The 19,862-nt window shown below is 49.2% G+C and carries 19 protein-coding genes; 16 read left to right on the top strand and 3 right to left on the bottom strand.

Annotation, left to right across the window (positions count from 1 at the left end; all coding sequences use genetic code 11):
- Positions 1-165: 165 nt before the first annotated feature.
- On the top strand, positions 166-1,374 hold the full coding sequence (locus ACYX4J_RS13410) for an RtcB family protein (protein ID WP_476176811.1): 1,209 nt from the start codon (positions 166-168) through the stop codon (positions 1,372-1,374).
- A 79-nt stretch (positions 1,375-1,453) separates the two neighbouring features.
- Positions 1,454-1,642 (top strand): hypothetical protein, encoded by a 189-nt coding sequence (locus tag ACYX4J_RS13405; protein ID WP_413665191.1) that lies wholly within the window; start codon positions 1,454-1,456, stop codon positions 1,640-1,642.
- On the opposite strand, the gene ACYX4J_RS13400 is transcribed toward ACYX4J_RS13405, so the two are convergent.
- Entirely contained in the window at positions 1,643-2,053 is a 411-nt protein-coding gene (locus ACYX4J_RS13400) for a YchJ family protein (protein ID WP_476176810.1), read from the bottom strand.
- Positions 2,054-2,205: 152 nt separating this feature from the next.
- On the opposite strand from ACYX4J_RS13400, the gene ACYX4J_RS13395 reads away from it, so the two are divergent.
- The 7 genes from ACYX4J_RS13395 to ACYX4J_RS13365 all read left to right on the top strand — a co-directional run bounded on the left by ACYX4J_RS13395 (position 2,206) and on the right by ACYX4J_RS13365 (position 13,468).
- The gene (locus tag ACYX4J_RS13395; protein WP_476176809.1) at positions 2,206-2,733 is read left to right on the top strand and encodes a TetR/AcrR family transcriptional regulator; all 528 of its coding nucleotides are present in this window, start codon (positions 2,206-2,208) and stop codon (positions 2,731-2,733) included.
- A 38-nt stretch (positions 2,734-2,771) separates the two neighbouring features.
- The gene (locus tag ACYX4J_RS13390) at positions 2,772-3,836 is read left to right on the top strand and encodes an efflux RND transporter periplasmic adaptor subunit (RefSeq protein ID WP_282933408.1); all 1,065 of its coding nucleotides are present in this window, start codon (positions 2,772-2,774) and stop codon (positions 3,834-3,836) included.
- Positions 3,837-3,879: 43 nt separating this feature from the next.
- The gene (locus tag ACYX4J_RS13385) at positions 3,880-6,987 is read left to right on the top strand and encodes an efflux RND transporter permease subunit (RefSeq protein WP_476176808.1); all 3,108 of its coding nucleotides are present in this window, start codon (positions 3,880-3,882) and stop codon (positions 6,985-6,987) included.
- Between the two features lie 296 nt (positions 6,988-7,283).
- Positions 7,284-9,485: a hypothetical protein gene (locus tag ACYX4J_RS13380; RefSeq protein WP_476176807.1), complete on the top strand. Its 2,202-nt coding sequence runs from the start codon at positions 7,284-7,286 to the stop codon at positions 9,483-9,485.
- Positions 9,486-9,724: 239 nt separating this feature from the next.
- Complete coding sequence (locus tag ACYX4J_RS13375) at positions 9,725-10,276, top strand: GmrSD restriction endonuclease domain-containing protein (RefSeq protein WP_476176806.1); 552 nt, start codon at positions 9,725-9,727, stop codon at positions 10,274-10,276.
- 77 nt (positions 10,277-10,353) lie between these two features.
- Positions 10,354-13,080, top strand: coding sequence for a DEAD/DEAH box helicase (locus ACYX4J_RS13370; protein WP_476176805.1), 2,727 nt, complete (start codon positions 10,354-10,356; stop codon positions 13,078-13,080).
- An 85-nt stretch (positions 13,081-13,165) separates the two neighbouring features.
- Positions 13,166-13,468, top strand: a complete 303-nt coding sequence (locus ACYX4J_RS13365) for a hypothetical protein (protein ID WP_282933402.1) — start codon at positions 13,166-13,168, stop codon at positions 13,466-13,468.
- A 123-nt stretch (positions 13,469-13,591) separates the two neighbouring features.
- On the opposite strand, the gene ACYX4J_RS13360 is transcribed toward ACYX4J_RS13365, so the two are convergent.
- The gene (locus tag ACYX4J_RS13360; protein WP_108732688.1) at positions 13,592-13,906 is read right to left on the bottom strand and encodes a DUF6471 domain-containing protein; all 315 of its coding nucleotides are present in this window, start codon (positions 13,904-13,906) and stop codon (positions 13,592-13,594) included.
- A 148-nt stretch (positions 13,907-14,054) separates the two neighbouring features.
- On the opposite strand from ACYX4J_RS13360, the gene ACYX4J_RS13355 reads away from it, so the two are divergent.
- Genes ACYX4J_RS13355 through ACYX4J_RS13325 form a run of 7 tightly spaced genes read left to right on the top strand, consistent with a single transcriptional unit; the run spans position 14,055 to position 19,092 of the window.
- The gene (locus ACYX4J_RS13355) at positions 14,055-14,459 is read left to right on the top strand and encodes a DUF2170 family protein (protein WP_108732689.1); all 405 of its coding nucleotides are present in this window, start codon (positions 14,055-14,057) and stop codon (positions 14,457-14,459) included.
- A complete protein-coding gene (locus ACYX4J_RS13350; protein ID WP_282933401.1) occupies positions 14,456-15,151 on the top strand; it encodes a PspA/IM30 family protein in 696 nt (231 codons plus the stop codon). Before ACYX4J_RS13355 ends, ACYX4J_RS13350 begins: the two co-directional genes overlap by 4 nt.
- A 4-nt stretch (positions 15,152-15,155) precedes the next feature.
- Positions 15,156-16,226, top strand: coding sequence for a potassium channel family protein (locus tag ACYX4J_RS13345; RefSeq protein ID WP_413665197.1), 1,071 nt, complete (start codon positions 15,156-15,158; stop codon positions 16,224-16,226).
- Positions 16,211-16,864 (top strand): YjfK family protein, encoded by a 654-nt coding sequence (locus ACYX4J_RS13340; RefSeq protein ID WP_413665198.1) that lies wholly within the window; start codon positions 16,211-16,213, stop codon positions 16,862-16,864. Before ACYX4J_RS13345 ends, ACYX4J_RS13340 begins: the two co-directional genes overlap by 16 nt.
- Before the next feature lie 14 nt (positions 16,865-16,878).
- Positions 16,879-17,295 (top strand): DUF350 domain-containing protein, encoded by a 417-nt coding sequence (locus tag ACYX4J_RS13335; protein ID WP_282933398.1) that lies wholly within the window; start codon positions 16,879-16,881, stop codon positions 17,293-17,295.
- Positions 17,296-17,307: 12 nt separating this feature from the next.
- Positions 17,308-17,922: a DUF1190 domain-containing protein gene (locus tag ACYX4J_RS13330; RefSeq protein WP_282933397.1), complete on the top strand. Its 615-nt coding sequence runs from the start codon at positions 17,308-17,310 to the stop codon at positions 17,920-17,922.
- 3 nt (positions 17,923-17,925) lie between these two features.
- Entirely contained in the window at positions 17,926-19,092 is a 1,167-nt protein-coding gene (locus tag ACYX4J_RS13325; RefSeq protein ID WP_444932771.1) for a glutathionylspermidine synthase family protein, read from the top strand.
- 57 nt (positions 19,093-19,149) lie between these two features.
- Here ACYX4J_RS13325 and ACYX4J_RS13320 read toward each other — a convergent pair whose 3' ends face one another.
- Complete coding sequence (locus tag ACYX4J_RS13320; RefSeq protein WP_444916116.1) at positions 19,150-19,782, bottom strand: acyloxyacyl hydrolase; 633 nt, start codon at positions 19,780-19,782, stop codon at positions 19,150-19,152.
- Positions 19,783-19,862 lie beyond the last annotated feature (80 nt).

The raw sequence follows: 19,862 nt of genomic DNA, 5'->3' as shown, positions 1-19,862 counted from the left end.
TAGATATTAAGAGTTTATTTGTTTAATCACTTTTCACGCGCTTGAGCTTGGAAAGTGATATTGCTTTCCAAGCCAGACCTTCCAAAAGCCCTGGCAAATGCCGGGGCTTTTTTGTTTTAGCTTGGATTGCCGTTTCAGTTAAGTGGATTAATCCAGGGATAAAATATGCCTGTAAAAACAGTGTTAAATCGAAATGCACCGCCTGGCACGGTACCGGTAAAAATCTATACCGATGATATTGAGCCCAAGGCAATGCAACAGTTAAAGAATATTGCCCAGCTTCCTATTGTGCACTCCCATGTTGCTGCTATGCCGGATGTGCATTTGGGAAAGGGGGCAACGGTAGGATCGGTGATCCCAACGGTAAGTGCGATAATTCCTGCTGCCGTTGGGGTGGATATTGGTTGTGGAATGAATGCGGTGCGAACTTCGCTACAAGCCCATCAGCTGCCAGACAATCTGAAAGCACTGCGGGACGCCATTGAGGTGAAAGTGCCGGTTGGTCAGGGACGACATAAACTGATCAGCGCCAGGGAATCTGCCTGCAAACTTTTAGCTCCCGGTGTGGATAGATTGTTTTCAAAGCATCCAGGGTTACTGAAGAAGCTGCATCAGCCACAAAAAACCTGGGTGACCCAAATGGGTACATTAGGGGGTGGTAATCACTTTATCGAAATATGTATTGATGAGAGTGGTGCTGTCTGGGTGATGTTGCATTCGGGGAGTCGAGGGATTGGCAATGCTATTGGTCAGCATTTTATCCAGTTGGCCCGACGGGATATGGCTGGGCATATGCACAATCTTCCGGATAGGGATCTGGCCTATTTCTCAGAAGGCTGCCAGAATTTTGACGATTATATTGAAGCGGTTAATTGGGCGCAGGAATATGCTCGCTGGAACAGGCAGGAAATGATGAAGCTTGTGCTTGGATGCCTGAAGGTAAGCTTGCCAAAGTTTACTTTGACCACAGAGGCAATTAATTGCCACCATAATTATGTTGTTCGCGAGCGTCATTTTGATAGAGATGTTTTCGTGACTCGCAAAGGGGCTATTAGTGCTCAGAGGGATCAGCTGGGAATTATTCCCGGCTCTATGGGGGCTAAGTCATTTATCGTGCGTGGGCTTGGCAATAAGGAATCTTTTTGTTCCTGCGCCCACGGAGCTGGTCGAAAAATGAGTCGTACAGCGGCTCGCCAGCGTTTTACCAGGCAGGATTTGGAAGAGCAGACCCGAGGCGTGCAGTGCCGTAAAGATAAGGGCGTTCTGGATGAGATTCCTGCTGCTTATAAGGATATTGATCAAGTGATGGAGAACCAGTCCGATCTTGTGGAGGTGGTGCACACACTCCGTCAGGTAATTTGTATCAAGGGATAAATAAGGAGGTATCAATACAAGTTTTGAGTGAGAAGATATTTGGAAGAGTGGATCTACTAAAAGTAAAAGGTGAAGTTTTATGAAAAAGAAAGAAAAAATTCGTAGTTACGTTGCGCGTAATCCGCTAATGAGAAAGGGTGGTGCCCACGTAAAGGCAAAATCTTCGGGGCGTTTCGCTAGCAAGCAGAAGCTGCGTAAAGAGGTGCGGGAGTGCGACTCCCGCCCCCAGGCTTTTGCTGCTATTTTTTCTTTGATATCGCCTCTTTAGCTAGCCGTGTTCTCTGCGAGCCGATTTCCCATTAGGCCAGTTGGGTAGAGCTTCCAAATATACCCAGCGCTTCTTAAATAACTTAAATAGTGAAATTTCGTGAATTAGGTGTTCTTGGTCATTTTCTGTATACCAAGCCTTAAATTCCACAATCGACTTTTTTAGTCCCGCCTTACTCTTAATAACTTCCAATTTTGTCCACTGGGTTTCAATATCCTCAGCTTGCAGTTCTGGGCAGGTGTCGGGATGCCAGGTTTTTTTCAGGTACCGAAAATTTCCGGTTGCAAAGGCCGTATAGCGACTGCGCATAACCGCTTCTGCATTATTGGGGTAAGCCTTTCCCGACAAATAGAGTCCGCAGCAGGTATCAAGGGGCTTGCCCGATCCACAGGGGCAGTACCGATCCGTCATAAATCATCTCTCCAGCGTGAACTTAACGCTCTCGTAACACTTTTTAACCATGTTTTCTGGTGAGGGAGCGTAGCATAGCTTGACCTTTAAAATGTTGCCGCTAAGATACCGACCAACCGGTTGGTTTTGATTGATGGTGCCCAGGAGGTCATGTGTCGAGAGTCGACAAAGCTGCCATTGTTCGAGCAGCAGAAGAAGTAGTCCGGGATCGCGGGGCGCGCAAGTTGACCCTGGATGCGGTGGCTGCACAGTGCGGGCTCAGCAAGGGCGGTTTGATTCATCATTTTCGAACTAAGCAGTCACTCCTGAAGGCGATGCTGGAGGCGGCAATAGCTCGTGAAGATGACAGTGTTGCCACTTTTGTGTCCTCGGGGGACAGCTTGTTGGTGTCGCGCTTGAAGAGCATTTTTGAATTGATGGAGGATGACAAGGGGCTGCCTCGCTCACTGATCGCCGCCGTGGCCGAAGACCCCATGTTGCTGGGGCCGGTAAAAGACAAAGAGGAGCAGCAGCGTCGCGATATATGCGATGCGTATTGTGACCCGGAAATGGCGGAACTGCTAATCCTGGCGGCCCAGGGCATGTTCCTGGGTCGCGTACTCGGTGTGGTTGAGTCCGAAGACCCGATTATTGAACGTTTACAGGGACGTCTGCTGGCGCTCTCTGCCGACCTGAACTAAAGGTCAGCCCCAGTTAATACAGTTTGTGGATGATAAATATGAATATATCGCCAAGATCGCGTTTCTCATTGGCCGTTTTGATCGCAGCAGTTGCAGTTCTGGCAGGATGCTCCGAATCGAAGACGGAGCAGGCGCAAGCAGAGCACGTCTGGCCCGTGAAAGTAGCTACCGTTGCCAGTAATGACCAGGTCAAAGATCGACAGTTTGCCGGTCGTGTTAAGGCAGTGCAGAGTGTCGATCTATCTTTCCAGGTCGGTGGGAAGCTGGACAAGCTCACAATTCGCGAAGGTGAAATTATTCCAAAGGGAACCCTGATAGCAGAGCTTGATCAGCGGGATTACCTGCGCAGGGTAAAAGAAGCCCGATTAAATGTAGAGTTGCTGGAAAAAACCCTCAATCGTCAGCGCTCTCTGGCAGGGTCAAAAGTTATTTCACAGCAGCAGCTGGATGAAACGAAAAGTAACTTTGACTTGGCTAAAGTGACCCTGGAACGTGCTGAGCAGGACCTGGCTTATACACAGCTAAGGGTTCCTTTCGATGCTTTGGCAACTCGCCAGCTGGTAGAGAATTACACCAACGTCCAGGCCGGCCAGGCAATTGTCCGTTTGCAGAATATTTCTGAAGTTCGAATTCAAATCTCCGTGCCTGAAAAGCTGTTGGCCACGGTTAATGAAGAGCAAGTCAACTCCATGACCGCCGAATTTGAATTTTTGCCGGGCAAGGAGTTCCCACTTACTTACCGTGAGCACCAGGCTGAGGCAGACAGCGTTACCCAGACTTACGTTGTCGAGTTTGGAATGCCCCGCCCCGAAAATGTACAGATCCTTCCCGGCATGACCGCTCGCGTTAGTGTGAAGTTGAATAAAGCGAGTGGTGACCTGTGGGTTCCCCTTTCAGCAGTGCAGACTGGCCCGGAAGGTAAGCCCTATGTTTGGCAAATTAATGCAGACCAGTCTGTTTCCAAAGCTTCCGTGACCCTCGGGCGTACTGATGGTGAGTCGGTTCAGATTAAAGATGGCATTAGCCCGGCTATGAAACTGGTTGCTACCGGCGGCCAGCACCTTTATGACGGTGCAAAAGTACGCAATTACGCACAGCACTAATTAGTGTGTTAGCTCTGGCCCTGTTAACAGTAGGGAAAATGTTGTGAAGATTTCTGACATATTTATAGAAAAGCCAGTTTATAGCTGGCTGTTGATGCTGATTTGCTTAATCGGTGGTCTTTGGGGACTTTCAGATATTGGGCGCCTCGAAGATCCTGCGTTTACGATCAAGGAAGCCCGTGTTTACACCTTCTACCCAGGCGCCAGCGCCCAGCGTGTAGAAGAGGAGGTCACCGAAAAGCTTGAGGTGGCCATCCAACAAATGGGACAGCTGGACAAGGTCTCTTCCACCTCAAGTCCGGGAATGTCTGAAATTCGGGTGGAAATCAAAGATCAGTATGCCTCGCAGGAACTTGCCCAGGTTTGGGATGAATTGCGGCGCAAGGTTAATGATGCTCAAAGTGACCTGCCCAGCGGTGCTTTACCCTCCATTGTGAATGATGACTTTGGTGAGGTTTACGGTATTTATTATGCGATTACCGGAGAAGGGTTTTCGCTGACTGAAATGCGTGAAATTACCAAAGCGATTCGCCGGGAGTTACTGGGAGTTGAGGGGGTTGCCAAGGTTTCCCGCTCAGGCATTATCGACGAAGTGGCTTACCTGGATATTGATGAATCCCGCCTGGCCCAGTTTGGTTTTTCCCTGGATGACTTAGCGCAGGTACTGCAATCTGAAAGTTCGACCCAGAAAGTTGGCGAGATTGGAGGTCAGGATTTACGTACCCGCATACTGGTTGATAATCCTGCGAGTGACCTGGAATCCATTCGTAATATTCTCGTCGGCGTGCCCGGTTCTACCGCGATGCTGGCCGTTCGTGATATCGCCGATATTTCTCTCGGTTACGATGAAAGCCCAAGCTTTATTGCCCGATTTGATGGTAAGCAGGCCATTCTGCTGGGTGTGGCCGGTGCGGAAAATACCAATATCGTGAACGTTGGCAAGGCGGTAGAGGCCAGGCTGGAGCAGATTAAGCAGGCATTGCCCCTGGGTGTAGAAATCCATCCTATTTACGAGCAGCATCAGGTAGTAGAGGAGAGTGTTGACGGTTTCCTCTTTAACCTGGTTTCTTCTGTCGTGATCGTTACTCTAGTACTTTGTGTATTTATGGGCTGGCGTTCCGGCGTTGTGGTTGGCACTGTCCTCGGTTTGACCGTTTTGGGCACCGTGTTAATCATGAACCTGTTTGGTTTGAATTTACAGCGGATCTCTCTCGGTGCCCTGATTATCGCCATGGGTATGTTGGTTGATAATGCCATCGTGGTTGCCGAAGGGATGCTGATGGGGGTTCAGAGAAAAGAAGAGCCTAAGAGTGCTGCCAGGCGCGTAGTCCGCCAGACTTTCTGGCCACTGCTGGGTGCGACCATTATCGGTATTATGGCCTTCTCCGGTATCGGTCTGTCCGATGATGCTACTGGTGAATTCCTTTTCTCCCTGTTTGCGGTAATTGGTATCTCCCTGCTACTCAGCTGGATACTGGCAATTACTATTACCCCTTACTTGGGTTATCACCTGTTTAAGCCGGGTAAGCAAGCCGACTCGGATGATCCGTACGATGGCCGCTTCTACAACATGTATTCCGGTGCTTTATCAGGAGCGTTGAAGCGCAGGGGCCTAACCATTGCAGTACTTATTGTGGTGACCCTGGCCAGCTACTTTGCTTTCGGGTTTGTGAAGCAGGGGTTCTTCCCAAATTCAAATGCTCCTCTTTTTTATGTTAACTACTTCATGCCTCAGGGCAGTGATATTAATCGTACTGATAAGGCGCTTCAGGAAGCGACTGCATTCTTCCAGGAACAGGATGAAGTTGTCTCCGTAACGGCGGTAGCTGGTCGCGGGGCCGATCGCTTTATGCTGACCTATGCTCCCGAGCCACCCAATGCGTCTTATGGCCAGTTGATTGTTCGCACTGAAAACCGGGAGCAAATCCCCCAGTTGATAGAGAGTGCCAAGGCGAAGTTGCGTGTAGCGCAGCCGGAAGCATTGATTACTTTCAAACGCCTGGTGTTTGGTCCCGGTGGCGGATCGGATGTTGAAGTGCGTATTTCAGGTCCGGATTACCAGACACTGCGTACCTTGGCGGTCAGTGTAGAACAGCAGTTCCGTGAAAAAGAACTGGAAGATATTCGTCACAACTGGCGCAGCAGAGAGCCTACTCTGCACGCACATCTGGATGATGAGCGGGCGCGAGTTGCCGGGGTTACCAATGCTGATGTCAGTCGTATGATTCAGTTTGCCACTGCGGGTTACACCGTTGGCGACTTTGAAAGCGGTGACCGTATTATCCCTATTGTTGCCCGTATGCCAGAGGGAGATCGCAATCAGGTGGGTTCACTGGAAGACCGCTTGGTATGGAGCCCCAATGAGCAGGGTTATATTCCGGCAGGACAGTTGATTACTGATTTCGAGTTAACCGCTGATGAAGGATTGATCCAAAGACGCAACAGGGTACCGACTATTACCATCAGTGCGGATGCGCCTGAAGGTGTTACGGCAATGGCAGCCTTTGGTCGCATACGTCCCTGGGTTGAAGAGATGAAGTTGCCACCAGGCTTCAAGGTTGAATTCGGTGGTGAGTACGAAAGTTCTACCGATGCACAGAAGTCGTTAGGTAAAGGTTTACCCTTGGGCTTCCTGATTATGATCCTGGTGTCGATACTGCTGTTCGGTACTGTTCGTGAGCCGGTGATCATCTGGCTGGTTGTTCCTATGTGTCTCGTCGGTGTTGTTGTCGGGTTGTTGGCGACGGGATTACCATTTGGATTTATGTCTCTTCTCGGTGTCCTCAGCTTGTCTGGTATGTTGATTAAAAATGCCGTGGTATTGGTGGATGAGATTGAGGTTCAGACCCACGCGGGCCTACCGAGATTGACAGCTATCCAACGGGCCAGCGTTAGCCGTTTGCGTCCGGTATTCCTTGCCGCTGTCACTACTATTTTGGGAATGTCCCCGCTTCTGTTCGACGCTTTCTTTGCGGATATGGCGGTGACAATTATGGGTGGGCTTGGATTTGCTACGGTGTTGACACTGATTGCAATCCCTGTGTTCTATGCGGTATTCCACAAAGTGAGACCCAACGAAGTAATCGGCGGGGAAACTGAAACCAAGGAGCAACGCAAAGAGGCGGCTATTAGCGAACCTGTATCCGTTTAAAACATGTTTGCCCTAATTTGGGGCTGATCTAAGAGTCCCGTACCAAGTTACTATTCACTTGGTACGGGATTTTTTTTGTCTTCGTTTTTTATCCATAAATTATAGGGTTGTTTTCTGATAGGGAGATTTTCATTGAAATATATGAAGACCTTTGTGCAGAAAATTAAATTTATTGAACTAAATTATTCTTCGTCTGTAATCAAACCTTATTAAGTCTGTCATTTAGCACAACTACTCTATGCCGCCTTTATAACTGGAACCGCCTTCGGGTGGGGAATCAACGCATTGGAGTGGCAATGAAAAATCATAAATTTTTCAAAAGAGCAGCGTTAGCTATCACTATACCGGCAATTTTGGCTGGTTGTAGTGACGATAATGATGATCCGGTAGTGGTAACTCCAGATCCGGAAGTGCCAGAGGAAGTCAGTCTATTTGAATCAGTTGCTGGTTCTGAGGCTGCTGCGCATATTGGTCCTTCAACAATGCAGGTACCACATGTTGTCGCCACGGCTGAAAACGTCAAGGTAATTAATCTGCTCAGCAATGGTTATCTCCCCACCGATTACTCCAGTGAAAATGTTCCCCAACAGGATATGCTTCCTATATTCGAGGAGCACCCAAGTCTCGATGCTGCGGATACAGATGGCCTTTATGTATTGTCTGGAGAACCCGATGGTTTGGGGTATCTGGATAATGACGACGATACATTTACCCTGTTTATGAACCAGGAACACTACAACTTTGTTGGCGGTGATGGGGTGGTGCTGGAGAACTCAAATCGCAGTCTCCGATCGACAGGCACCTTCATTTCAAAGTGGGTAATCAATAAAACCACCGGGGAAATTGAGGGTGGTGAGGACCTGATTAAAGGTGTTTATGCCTGGCGGCGTACCCTGTATGACACGGATGGTGAGGTTGCTGAATATCCAGGATATACCTACGTAACACAAATGAAACCCTATTTTGATGCGGATGGGGACCTTGTGAATACGGGAGCATTCGAACGTTTCTGCTCCGCAACTCTGCCAGCTGAAACTGCTTTCTATAATGCGGAAAGCGGCAAAGGTACCCAGGTGCGGATGTTCTTGACCGGCGAAGAGAGTGACGGTGGCGAGAGCCTCAAAACTTATTATGATGGTTTGGTTGAGAAGCGTGGTTATGAAGGCCTTCGATTTGATGCTTTTGGTAGCATCAGTGGTGAGGCGAAAGCCAAGAGTGAGATCGAGTCTGTCTACGAGTACGACAAATCGGAAATTTATATCGGTCGCGGTATCGCTGTTTTGACAACCGGAGACAATGCTGGTGATGCTTATGAATTGCCACTACTCGGTAAATCTCGCTTTGAGAATATCGTACCCAACTATAAAGCACAGGATAAAACCATACTGCTGTCTGTCGATGATGAACGGCCTCGGGGTGATGAAGATGATGCTTATCGCAATGGAGGTTTTCTCACAGTCTATGTTGGTGAAAAAACCAATGAAGGCAGTGAAGTTGATAAGGCTGGCTTGACCAATGGTGAGCTGTATGCGGTTCGGGTTCTGGATAGCGATGGCGCGCCGGTGGTTGATTTTAGTGATAGTAACAATCGAGCGCTGTTTGACGATAACGAATTGATGTTTGAGTTGGTACAACTCTCCAGCCAGGATACCGACGGAGATGGGAAGCCAGAGGATATTCGCGATATGAGCCAGCAGGCCTTCCGCATTCATACCACTGGAATGGAAGTCTCCCAGTGGCGTTCCCCGGAAGATGGTGATTGGGACCCATTAGATCCCAATAGCTTTTATTTTGGAGCCAAGTACGGTGTATACCAGCTTGAGTTTGCGGATATCACCAATCCAACAGATGGTGGAATCATCAAGAGAGTAGTGAGTAGCAAATCCGATGGCGATATAACTGATAACTATGAGAATTTCGACAATATGGCAGCGGTTGCTGGTGTCGATAATAAGACTCGCTTGGTGTTGCAATTTGATAAATCTAATTATTACTCACCAATCTACGTTCTCGACCCTGAAACCGGAGAGATGATCCGTGTTGCCGAATTTAACCCGGAAATTATTGGCGATAGTGAAGACGAGCTCGATCTGAAGATCGAGAAACAGCTGGCAAGTGGAGAATTGGAAGCTGAGCCTACTGAGGAGGAATACCAAATGCTGCTGGAAGAGCATGTGGCGAGTAAGCCCTACCGTCAATACTACTCACAATCCTCCAAGGTTCGCAGTGGGCTGGATGATACCGGGATAGAGGCTGCGCTCTCTACCGATGCTGAAGCATCCGGGGTTATTTATGTGGGCGATATTCTGGGTGATGGTTGGTTCTTGAGTTCAACCCAGTTTCACTATGATTTTGAAGGTCGAGTGGATAGTTACCTGAATTCCTTTAATGTGCGTGACCAAAAAAATGGTCCCACTACACAATTGATTCAGGAAATGATGGCCGGAGGACAGTTGCACGCAATCTATATCCCTCAAGCGGTAGGGCTGGACAAGTAGCAAGATCTATCGTTGATAAATTATGCCCTGTCAAGCGTTAATCAGGCAGGGCATTTTTATCAGGTGTAAAAAAATTGATCGAAATATCCTGCTCTTCATTACCCTTGCTATAGCCCTATTTTTTCATTTGGGGTGTTTTGTATAACGTTTGAACCATTTCTTATTGATTTGAACCGCCGCATACAATTGGTACACACTTTCTTGTAACCTAGCGCTCTGGTTTGATTGGTAGTTGATGTATGAGCGTTCGGTCAGTTTCTAAGCTTTTTTCCATTGCTGTAGTTTTCTCCTTCAGTTTTTCCGCTTTTGCAGCGTCCTATGATCGGGCGGAGTGGCTGCCCAAGTGGTCTGATTCCGATCAGGATTGCCAGGATACCCGCCATGAGTTGTTAATTCGCTATTCACTGTCCCCGGTAACCTATACCCGCTCCAATCACTGCAAAGTAGACACCGGTTTGTGGCTGGATCCTTACACAGGCGGCTTCTTTGTAAAAGCTTCAGATCTTGATGTGGAACATATTGTGCCGCTGAAGTGGGCGCACGATCACGGGGGAGCTGATTGGACGCGCAAGCGAAAGCAGCGGTTTGCTGAGGACATCGAGAATTTATGGCTGGTTGATGACGGTCGTAACCAAAGTAAAGGCCACAAAGGGCCGGACAAGTGGATGCCGCCCTATGGACCGGTCAAGCAAGTTTACCTCAAGCGGTTTATGGCAATCGTAGATAAGTATGGCCTTCAGCTGAGTGTGGGCGAGCGCCGCAAATATCAATCGCTAATGGCGGATGGCTGAGGACAAGTAATCTCCGGGGGGTATAACAAGGTTCCGGCATCCGTTAGAATTTTGTTGTCCCCCAGGAGTTATTTGCAATGCAGCACCACCCCAAGAAGTTAATCGAATACTTTCGGCGCTGCTATCAAGCTGACAGTTACGACCTCTCCCTCAACAATATTCTAAATCTCAAATCGAATCGGCGTCTGTTCTTAGATGAGCGGGACTATTTGGGAGCTGATGAGTTACCACGTGTACCTGTCTCCGCTACTGCGGGAGCAAAACTGCTGGAACAAGTGGATGCTTACCGAAAGGAGCGGCGGCTGATTTATGGTTGCCTGTTTATTTGTGGTAACTATGCTCTCCAATCTGGACTAAGTGCAAAACGCAAGTTCTGTGCACCACTACTTTATTTTCCCGCCAAGCTACATTTTGATGATGATTGTTTTGTAGAGATCAACCCTGCAAACATTCACGTTAATCTCCCTGTTTTACGTCAACTGCTTAAACCTGATGTTGAGTCCTCAATAACAGATAGTTTCCCAGTGCTTGCTTCGCCGCTTTCTTCGACACAGCTGGCTGACGTCGGTCGCTGGCTAACCTATTACACTATTTTGGAAAATGTAGAGGAATTGGGGCGCTGGCCTAACTTGAGTGGTAAGGCAGCTGTTGAAAGTGCATCGAAGGGTGCTCAGTTGTCCTTGGTCTCGGCGGGTGCGGTAATTCTTGCGGATAGATCGAGGGGCTCTCGTGGAGTACTGCACGAATTACAACTTTTAGGCAGGGAAAAAAAATTATCTCCTCCGTTACAGGCATTACTGGGAGAGCGCCACTGGGAAACTGCACAGAAAGCGTGTGAGCCGGATATGCTGCCGGGTCTGTTGAGTGGGGCTCAGGAGAGGGCACTTGAAAATGCGGCTCGCTTTCCTCTTAGTCTTGTTTCAGGTCCGCCCGGTGCGGGAAAGAGTTTTACAATCGCCGCTATGGTTCTCGATCGAGTGCTGCATGGTGAAAGTGTTTTGGTGGTGTCGAAGAACCAGCAAGCATTGGATGTGGTGCGGGATAAGTTGCGAGATGAGTACGGGCTGACTCAGGGGTATGTACATCGAGAGGAGCGGGGTTTTATCCCCAGCTTAAAAGCTCATCTGGATAGGCTGCTGAAAGAGGGGGTGGAACTTCCAGAGAGAAAGCCTGCCCAGGTGAAGAGGGAACTGAAGAGGGCTTATCGAGCCTTGAGGGGCTTGGAGAAGCGCTTCTCCAAAGAGCTGGGATTGGCGCGCGCTGTTAGTGTAGGTCGGTTTGCTCAGTGGGTAGCACGACATGCCTGGAGCTTCTTTGTAAATCGATTGAGTGTTAAAAGTCTGTGGCAATCACAAGGTGCGATTGATGATTGTCGGCGCAACTTTGAAAGCCTGGCAAGTCAGTATTTGAATACTTATCGCCGCGATACATTGCACAGACTGCTGGAAAAGAATCGAGGTACCCTGAGCCAATTCAATCAAGCCTTGCGATCTCGAACTTCAAAAGTACAGGCGGAGCGCTTTGCCCAAACTGATATGCGGGTGGTAATGCAGGCGTTCCCCATATGGCTGGTGGAGGCAGATGAACTCAATGAAGTGCTGCCGTTATCGCCCGCCATGTTCGATTTGGTAGTCTTTGATGAGGCAACCCAGTGTGATATTGCGAGTTCACTGCCGGCTCTGTTTCGAGCTGAGCGGGCAGTGATTGTCGGTGACAGTAAACAACTGCGGCATGTTTCATTTCTTTCCCGCAACCGGCAGCAAAGTATCTGGCAGGGAGTGGTAAAAGATGCCGGGGTGCCGCCAAAACTGAGCTATAGGGATCAATCACTTTTGGATTTGGCTTCAGACGTGATTCCCACTCAACAAGCTGTTGTGATGCTGGATGAGCACTTTCGCAGCCATCCAGAGCTGATCGCATTCAGTAACCATGCTTTTTACTCCGGCCGCTTGAAAGTTATGAGGGCCAGGCCCAAACCATTACCAGAGTCGGCGCTGGAATTTTATCAACTTCCAGGGCGCCGGAGAAAAAATGGGAGAAACACTGTAGAGCGCGACTGGGTTATTGCCCAATTGAAAGCGCATTTCGAGCGCTATGCCGATGCTGCAATTCGGCCGTCGGTCGGTGTTTTGTCTCCCTATCGGGATCAGGTCGATTATTTGGAAGGGGAGTTGATTAAAGTTTTCTCCTCTCAGAAGTTACAGAGTTTTTCTGTACGCGTTGCCACGCCCTATGGTTTTCAAGGAGAGGAGCGAGATTTAATGCTTATCTCCATGGCTATTGATAGCCAATCGTTGCGGGCAGCCAGCTACTTAAACCGGGCGGATGTGTTTAATGTCGCAATTACCAGGGCAAAAGAAAAGCAGTTGGTTGCGTTGTCGATTGAGCCCCAAACTCTCCCCTCGGATCATCTCTTGCGTCAATATGTTGAGTTTCCACACCCCGTTGGCAGTCATTTGCAAGGTGATGAAATCGTATGTCGTTTTGCGAGTGAAGTTAGCCATTTATTAACCCAGCACGAAATTCCCCATTGGGTAGGCTTTCCTGTGGCTGGGCAGATTGTAGATGTGGTTTGTGCTGTGAGCGGGCGTTTTATCGGTATTGACCTGATTGGGTATCCCGGCGACTACGAGTCTTACTTTAGTGTAAAGGTCTACAAGGCATTGTATCGGGCAGGCATTCCGGTTTTTCCCCTGCCGTATATTAACTGGCTAAAAGACCGGCAGGGCTGCATCGAGCAGTTATTGATGATCCTTCAGCAGGAAAAAGTGCCTGTATCTGAAGCTGCTATTCCTGACGGTTAGTGCCGCTGCTTAGGGCTCAGAGATGAAAGTTACGCCGCAGCTGCTAGTCTTCAAGGAGGTTTGAGCAAAATTCCAGAGTAGATCTATGAAATCCTGGTTGCTGATTCTCTCCCTCTCTGTGGTTGCAATTGCCGGAGTCCAAGTTTCTTTGGCTGATCCCCAGCAGGTTCAAGGGGTGCGAAGTCCCACTTTAAGTTTCTGCCAGGCGCGGTTCTATGAGGAAGAGGACGGACGCCTCTACTGTAACTGGGCAGTCAATTTCAGGTATGCCTGCTTTGTTTGGTGGCCAACGAATAAGATTATTCCTGCAGGGGCCAAGCTTTCAGAGCCTGAGGTTGTCGGAAAGTGTGGTAATGGTGAGCCAGTCGTCAAATTGCATCACTACTAACTCACCTGTAAAGGAACTATGCAGGTGAGTCGTGGATACCCCGGTTCTTCAGCGGGTAAGCTTGATTACTGACGACGGAGTCAAAGTGTGATTGCGTGTACTGGTGTCCAAGGAGGTGGCGTGTTAGCTTTTCTCCTGCTCGGCATAGAGTCCTCGATCTTGCAGCTCACGGGCCTGTTTGAGGATTTCAAGCATGGCGCTGTCCTCCACCGACATGGCATCGATGATGGCTGCCAGCAGATCTGCTGAAAACATGCACTTGCTGACTTTGCTGCGCAGGTTTTCCGGTGTCATTGAAATTCCTCTCTCGGCCAGTGCTTGGGCGAGATCCCCGTAACGCATGCCCTTTAGTGCCATTGATGCGCGCACATAGCGAGCAATTGCCTGCTTGTAAGGGGTCAGTGCTTGCTGGTTGCTCAGGCTTTGCTTGTGGTCCATGGGCTCTACTCCGTCCTATTCACTATCACCAATGTGGTAAATATTATCTTTGTGTGTATTATTTGCAACATTAGTTTGTAATAAGTTATTGACCGCAGATTTTTTGGTGCTATATTTGTGACCAATATTCCACAGCGAGGGAGTTGAGATGACCTGGAACAATGAGAACCTGCGCCAATTGGCGGAAAACCACTCCGGATGGGTGGTCGAATCTGAGGGGGATTGCCTCAGTATTTCCAACGATGAAGGCGTCGATGCGTTTGTCTATGTTGGCGAGAAGCAGATAGTTGTAGAGAGCATTCTGTTTCCCGTGAGCCAGGTAGATGATGTGGCAGCGCTCAATGAAATGGTTCTGCAAACACATCAGCTGGTGCCCCTGACAGCCATTGCGATTAAGAATATTGGTGGTGAGAACTACTACGTCGCTTTCGGTGCTCTGTCGGTGTCCAGCAAGGACGAAGTTGTTATCGAGGAGGTTGAGACCCTGTTTTCCAATGTGGGTGACTTCCTGGATTTATTTGCCGATCATTTTGAAACGGAGGGTGTAGCATGAGCCTTAAGAGAATTTGGACTGCTTTGAAAGGCGCTGTTAACGAAGGAACAGAAGCAGTAGCGGATAGCCAATCGATTCGTATTCTTGACCAAGAATTACGCGAGGCGAAGGAAGAATTGAAAGCTTGCGATGAAAACCTAACCAAAATCATGGCGAAGCGCAAACTTACTGAGAGTAAGGTCCAAGCGCTGCAAGCCGACGTTGAAACCTATAGCACTCACGCAATCAACGCGAGTGAAAAGGGCGATAACGAACTCGCTCTTGAGTGTGCAGAGCGTGTTACCGAGCTGGAAAGCCAGCTGGAAACTGAGCGCAGCATCCTGGATGGATTCCTGAGTTCAGAGAGCACCCTGAAAGGTAATATTACCCAGGCAAAAACCAATGTGCGCCGTATGGAGCAGCAGATTGACCAGATCAAAGCGACTGAGTCTGTTCAAAAAGCACAGGTAGCGGTTTCTTCCCGCCACATGGGTGCGAATAGCAAGATCAAAACAGCGCTGGACAGCCTGGATCGCATCAAAAACAAGCAGGAGCAGCGTGCTGCTGAGCTTGAAGCTGCGGAAGAGCTGGCTTCAGAGGAAACCGGTTCCAGCCTGGATGCCAAGCTGAAAGCGGCGGGCATCAAGCCCGGCGGCCAGAAAAGTGGCAGCGATAAGTTGGCTCAACTGTTAGCGGGCCGCGAAAAGGCTTAACACAGTGCTGCTTTATCGAGTGCGACGCCTTCTGGCGTCGCTTTTCATTCGGGCCAATGTAACCACCATTCTCATAGCTGTAGGCAGCTATGTTTTCATCTCCTATTGGCTGCTCAAAATTGCCGGTGAAGCTGATATTGTCGCGGGCGAGAATTTCTTTTACTGGTTGGTCGTTACCGCATCGACAGTAGGTTACGGCGATTTCTCCCCGGTAACCCCTGAGGGTAAAGTCGTAGTTGCCGCTTGGGTGATCCCAGTGGGCCTCAGCCTGTTTGCCATGGTGGTCACAAGAATTGGCTTTGCGGTTTCAGAATTTGTGCATCGCGGCAAGAAGGGCTTGCGTATGACAAACCATATTGATCACACAGTAATTATCGGCTGGAACGGTACCAGAACGCTCCGCTTGATTGAGTTGCTACTCTCCAAAACAAACGGTAGCGCAGCAGAGATTGTCCTCTGTGTTGAAGCCGATATCGAAAATCCGATGCCGGGTAAGATTGATTTTGTCCGGGTGGAATCGTTTTCCCACGGGGAAGGTATGCAGAGGGCAGGGTTGGCCGATGCCGCTCGAATTATTATCGACAACCCTCTGGATGATGTAACCCTTACAACCGCCTTATTCTGCGACAAGCTCAGCCCGAACAGCCATAAAACGGCTTATTTCCAAGATGAAAATGTGGGTGAATTGCTCCGTGCCCACTGTCCCAATATTGAATGTATTCCCTCTGTCGCTGTAGAGATGTTGGCAAAATCCTCGCTTGACCCCGGTTCCGCAAGGTTGCACCGACAGTTGCTCGATAGCACATACGGCATGACCCAATACAGCGTTGAATATCGGGGTGAGAAGCCTCTTCCTGTCGGTGAATTATTTGACCATTTTAAGCGGGATCTCTCCGCGACCTTAATTGCGGTACGTAGAAAGGGCGTGGTTAAAATTGATGTGAACCCGGGGCTTACCGATCAGGTCACCGAGGGCGACATGCTGTATTATATCTCTGCAAAGCGGCTCGATGAAAAAAGCTGTTTCGATATAAAAAGTAATGAAGAAGGTGTTGGTACATGTTTACCAAACTGATAAATAAAATAAAGGGAAAGGACGCTCCAAAGGTCAAGACTCCAGAAATTATGGGCTTGCGAATGGGGGCGAGTTTTGAGCTGGACCCTTTGGCTATTCGCCTGATACTCGATGAACTGACCATTGAATCCTGTTCACCGACCCAGATCATTAAAGCGGCCGGTGTTGTCGAACTAGATGGTACCTGGATTTATCGCTTTTACACTGATGATGATGCCTGGCTGCAAGTGATTGCTGAGGGCGGTCAGCGGGATGAGCATGTTGTCGATGTAAAGCTGTTCCATTTTTATGACACTCTGGATGTCGGTTCGGAGCAGGCTTGGAATAAATTGTTAAAGAGTGATATTGGCGCACCCAGTTATCACCTGCAGGATCGCTCTTATAGCCGTGTATGGACCGCAGCAGGGGACTACCACAACCCAGTGCATATGGCCGAGAAGACTTACGATGAAGATGGTGATTATTCAGTAACGGATCAATTCACCATGCTTTTTGAGCGCGAATTGTCTGATCAGCAAACCGAATCCCTTTTTCTCTCAGCTGAAGAGAAAGAAGAGGATGCAGGCTACTTGAGCCGCAGCTTGGTGATTAGCACCGGCATTACTCTGACCCCCTCACAAATAACAATACACGGATAATAAGGAGATATTTAATGGACCAGCCTTATGATTTACTGACTGGTATCTTGCATTTTGCGGCCTACTTTGGCCTGTCGCTGGTACTTTTGATCGCGTTTAAATTTTTATACGCACTGGTGACCCCTCACGATGAGTGGAAGTTGATCCGCGAAGATAAGAATACGGCTGCCGCCATAGGTTTTGGTGGCGCTGTTTTGGGTTTTGCAATTGCCGTAGGTGGTGCTGCCAGTAACTCTATTTCTATTGTCGATTTCGCCATCTGGGCCCTGGTTGCATTGATCGCCCAGTTAATTGCTTTTGCCATTATCCGCTTTGGGTTTATGCCGCGTATTGTTGAGCGCATCGAAGATGGAGAGGTGAGTGCCGGTGTTATGTTGGCTGCAACTACAATCGCTGTTGGCGTATTGAATGCGGCTTGCATGAGCTACTAATTGGGGGTGGTAATGAAGCGTACCAAGAATATTAACCTGGCAAGGATGCGCAAGGGCGGTGGCTCCAATTTTTTACTGCGCCCACTTGCCTTAGGTGTAGCGGCTGCCCTGGTCGGTTGCTCCTCAGATGAGGAAGTTAAAGTCGTCTCTTCAGTAGATGACTGTGTGGCCAATACCCAGCTGGACGAAGCTCAATGTGAAGCAGCTTATCAGCGCGCGGTTGAGGAAGCGGAGCGCACCGGGCCCAAGTATTCCCGTCTCTCTCAGTGTGAGGCTGAGTTCGGTAGTTGCCAAGAGACCAGTAGCGGCGTCTGGATGCCTCTGATGGCGGGCTTTATGGTTGGCTCCATGCTCAATGACAGGGATCGCCACTACAACTATGGCTACTACAACCCGGTCTACCGCTATTCAGGCTCCCGTTACCGCGACAAGCTGATGACAGCTGACGGCGGCATTATTGGCGACTATGGCCGTTCATCTTATAAGGTGGATAAAAGCGCTACGGCGCCTAAGCCTAAAGTTACCAAAACTGTTTCCCGTGGAGGCTTTGGTGCAGTGGCATCGGCCAAATCCAACTGGGGAGGGGGTCGCTCCAGCAGTGGTGGTTCGCGCGGCTGGGGAGGTTGATTTGTGCTGAGGTTGCCGATTGGTGAGCGCCCGCGTTGGCAAGAGCGAGCGCAGGAGTTTGGGTTTCACTTCCATACCATGTATGGCGAACCCTACTGGGATGAAAGCGCCTACTATCAATTCTCTTTGGAGCAGATAGAAAAGCACATTGAAGATCCCACTGAAGAAATTCACCAGATGTGCCTGGATGTTGTTGCCCGTGTGCTTGAGGATGAGGAGTTGCTGAGGCGGTTCTGTATACCCGAGCAGCACTGGGACTTTGTGCGAACATCCTGGCGTAATGGCGACCCCAGTCTCTATTCTCGCCTGGACTTTGCCTATTCCGGACAGGGGCCGGCAAAGCTCTATGAGAACAATGCTGATACTCCCACTTCTCTGTATGAAACCGGCTTCTGGCAGTGGTTGTGGCTGCAGGACAATGTCGATCGTAGGTCTCTGCCGCTACAGTCTGATCAGTTCAATAGTCTGCAGGAAAAACTGGTTAACCGCTTCCATGATTTACAATTCCTGACCCCGGGGCGGGAGTTGCATTTCGCCTGCTGTAAAGATACGGAAGAGGACCGGGGCACGGTTCAATATTTACAGGATTGTGCCTCCGAAGCGGGGATCAATAATCATTTTGTCTTTATCGAAGATATTGGCCGGGATGAAGCGGGTCAGTTTACCGATTTGAATGATCAGGTAATTACCTGGATGTTTAAGCTGTATCCGTGGGAATTTATGCTCCGAGAGGAGTTCGGGACCCTGTTGGCAGGAAGCAATGTCCGTTGGTTGGAACCGCCCTGGAAGGCGATTATTTCCAATAAGGCGCTTCTGCCAATGTTGTGGAAGCTTTTTCCAGAGCACCCGAATCTGCTTCCCTCTTTTTTTGAGGATGAGCTGGACAAGGCTGCGGATTTCCCGGAATTAGTTAAGAAGCCAATCTTTTCACGAGAAGGGGCGAATATTTCGGTAGTAAAAGGGGCGGATACCACTTTGCTGTCCGATGGCCCCTATGGGCAAGAAGGATTTATCTATCAGGCTCTGCATCCTCTGCCCAAGTTTGGAAAGAACCATACCCTGGTGGGAAGCTGGCTCGTTGATGACTTGGCAGCGGGAATGTCCATCCGGGAAGATTCAAATCTGATTACCCAGGATATGAGCCGTTATCTGCCACATATCATCCTTTAGGGCCCGCCAACGACTGCAGGCGCCGACATCAAGCCGGCGCCTGCTCAATTCTCTTCTTTAAAAGTTATAGTGCAACCGCAGCTCAAAAAAATTCACTCCAGAATTTTCAGAACAGGTTCCTGCATTTGAGTAGTGCAGTGCGTAAGTTGTGACTCCCCAGCGGCGCTCACTCCCAAAGTCAGAGCCCAATCCAATTCGATCCTCAAATTGGAAATGACATCCCAGAGTTGTGTGATTTGTGTTTTTACTCACAATATTGGACTCAGTAATGTAACTGGCCCCCACGGAAAACTCGAAGTAGGGAAAGATAGGCTTGTCCCACTGGGGTAGGTACTCAAGCCTCCATACCGGGCTCACTGACATACCGTGAACTAAATCCTCTCCCCGTTTGGAGACGTCTGGATCGCCATCGTCCAGGCTGGATCGCCATTCAAAGTAACTGGTCTCCAGTCGCGTTTTGAGCGTCCATTTCTCAGCAAGGGACCACTGCCAGGGCAGGTCCTTGGATATGGCAAGGCGATATTGGGTGAGCTCGTTGCGACGATTGGAAAATCCCGGGCCGGCTCCAACAATTGCAGCCCACCGTTTATCCGGGTTTGTTGCCGTTTCAGCCAAAGACCAGGCTGGAAGCAAAAGAGAAGAACATAACAGACACAGGCCGAGCCTGCGGATAATCAAGTACAACATCATCCCTGATCCTACCTTTCCTACTACGAATGGTGACTACAAGAAAATGATTGGTTAGGGAAACTCAAAATCATCCGGGTTCT

The organism is Microbulbifer sp. ABM4_008, from assembly GCF_056311705.1.
Note: the sequence above shows the minus strand (reverse complement) of the source record. Positions and strands in the feature narration are given on the sequence as shown.

Excerpts from the sequence above, each read along its gene's own strand:
- ACYX4J_RS13410 (WP_476176811.1), top strand. The coding sequence starts at position 166 with ATGCCTGTAAAAACAGTGTTAAATCGAAATGCACCGCCTGGCACGGTA.
- ACYX4J_RS13405 (WP_413665191.1), top strand. The coding sequence starts at position 1,454 with ATGAAAAAGAAAGAAAAAATTCGTAGTTACGTTGCGCGTAATCCGCTA.
- ACYX4J_RS13400 (WP_476176810.1), bottom strand. The coding sequence starts at position 2,053 with ATGACGGATCGGTACTGCCCCTGTGGATCGGGCAAGCCCCTTGATACC.
- ACYX4J_RS13390 (WP_282933408.1), top strand. The coding sequence starts at position 2,772 with ATGAATATATCGCCAAGATCGCGTTTCTCATTGGCCGTTTTGATCGCA.
- ACYX4J_RS13380 (WP_476176807.1), top strand. The coding sequence starts at position 7,284 with ATGAAAAATCATAAATTTTTCAAAAGAGCAGCGTTAGCTATCACTATA.
- ACYX4J_RS13375 (WP_476176806.1), top strand. The coding sequence starts at position 9,725 with ATGAGCGTTCGGTCAGTTTCTAAGCTTTTTTCCATTGCTGTAGTTTTC.
- ACYX4J_RS13370 (WP_476176805.1), top strand. The coding sequence starts at position 10,354 with ATGCAGCACCACCCCAAGAAGTTAATCGAATACTTTCGGCGCTGCTAT.
- ACYX4J_RS13365 (WP_282933402.1), top strand. The coding sequence starts at position 13,166 with ATGAAATCCTGGTTGCTGATTCTCTCCCTCTCTGTGGTTGCAATTGCC.
- ACYX4J_RS13360 (WP_108732688.1), bottom strand. The coding sequence starts at position 13,906 with ATGGACCACAAGCAAAGCCTGAGCAACCAGCAAGCACTGACCCCTTAC.
- ACYX4J_RS13355 (WP_108732689.1), top strand. The coding sequence starts at position 14,055 with ATGACCTGGAACAATGAGAACCTGCGCCAATTGGCGGAAAACCACTCC.
- ACYX4J_RS13350 (WP_282933401.1), top strand. The coding sequence starts at position 14,456 with ATGAGCCTTAAGAGAATTTGGACTGCTTTGAAAGGCGCTGTTAACGAA.
- ACYX4J_RS13340 (WP_413665198.1), top strand. The coding sequence starts at position 16,211 with ATGTTTACCAAACTGATAAATAAAATAAAGGGAAAGGACGCTCCAAAG.
- ACYX4J_RS13335 (WP_282933398.1), top strand. The coding sequence starts at position 16,879 with ATGGACCAGCCTTATGATTTACTGACTGGTATCTTGCATTTTGCGGCC.
- ACYX4J_RS13330 (WP_282933397.1), top strand. The coding sequence starts at position 17,308 with ATGAAGCGTACCAAGAATATTAACCTGGCAAGGATGCGCAAGGGCGGT.
- ACYX4J_RS13320 (WP_444916116.1), bottom strand. The coding sequence starts at position 19,782 with ATGATGTTGTACTTGATTATCCGCAGGCTCGGCCTGTGTCTGTTATGT.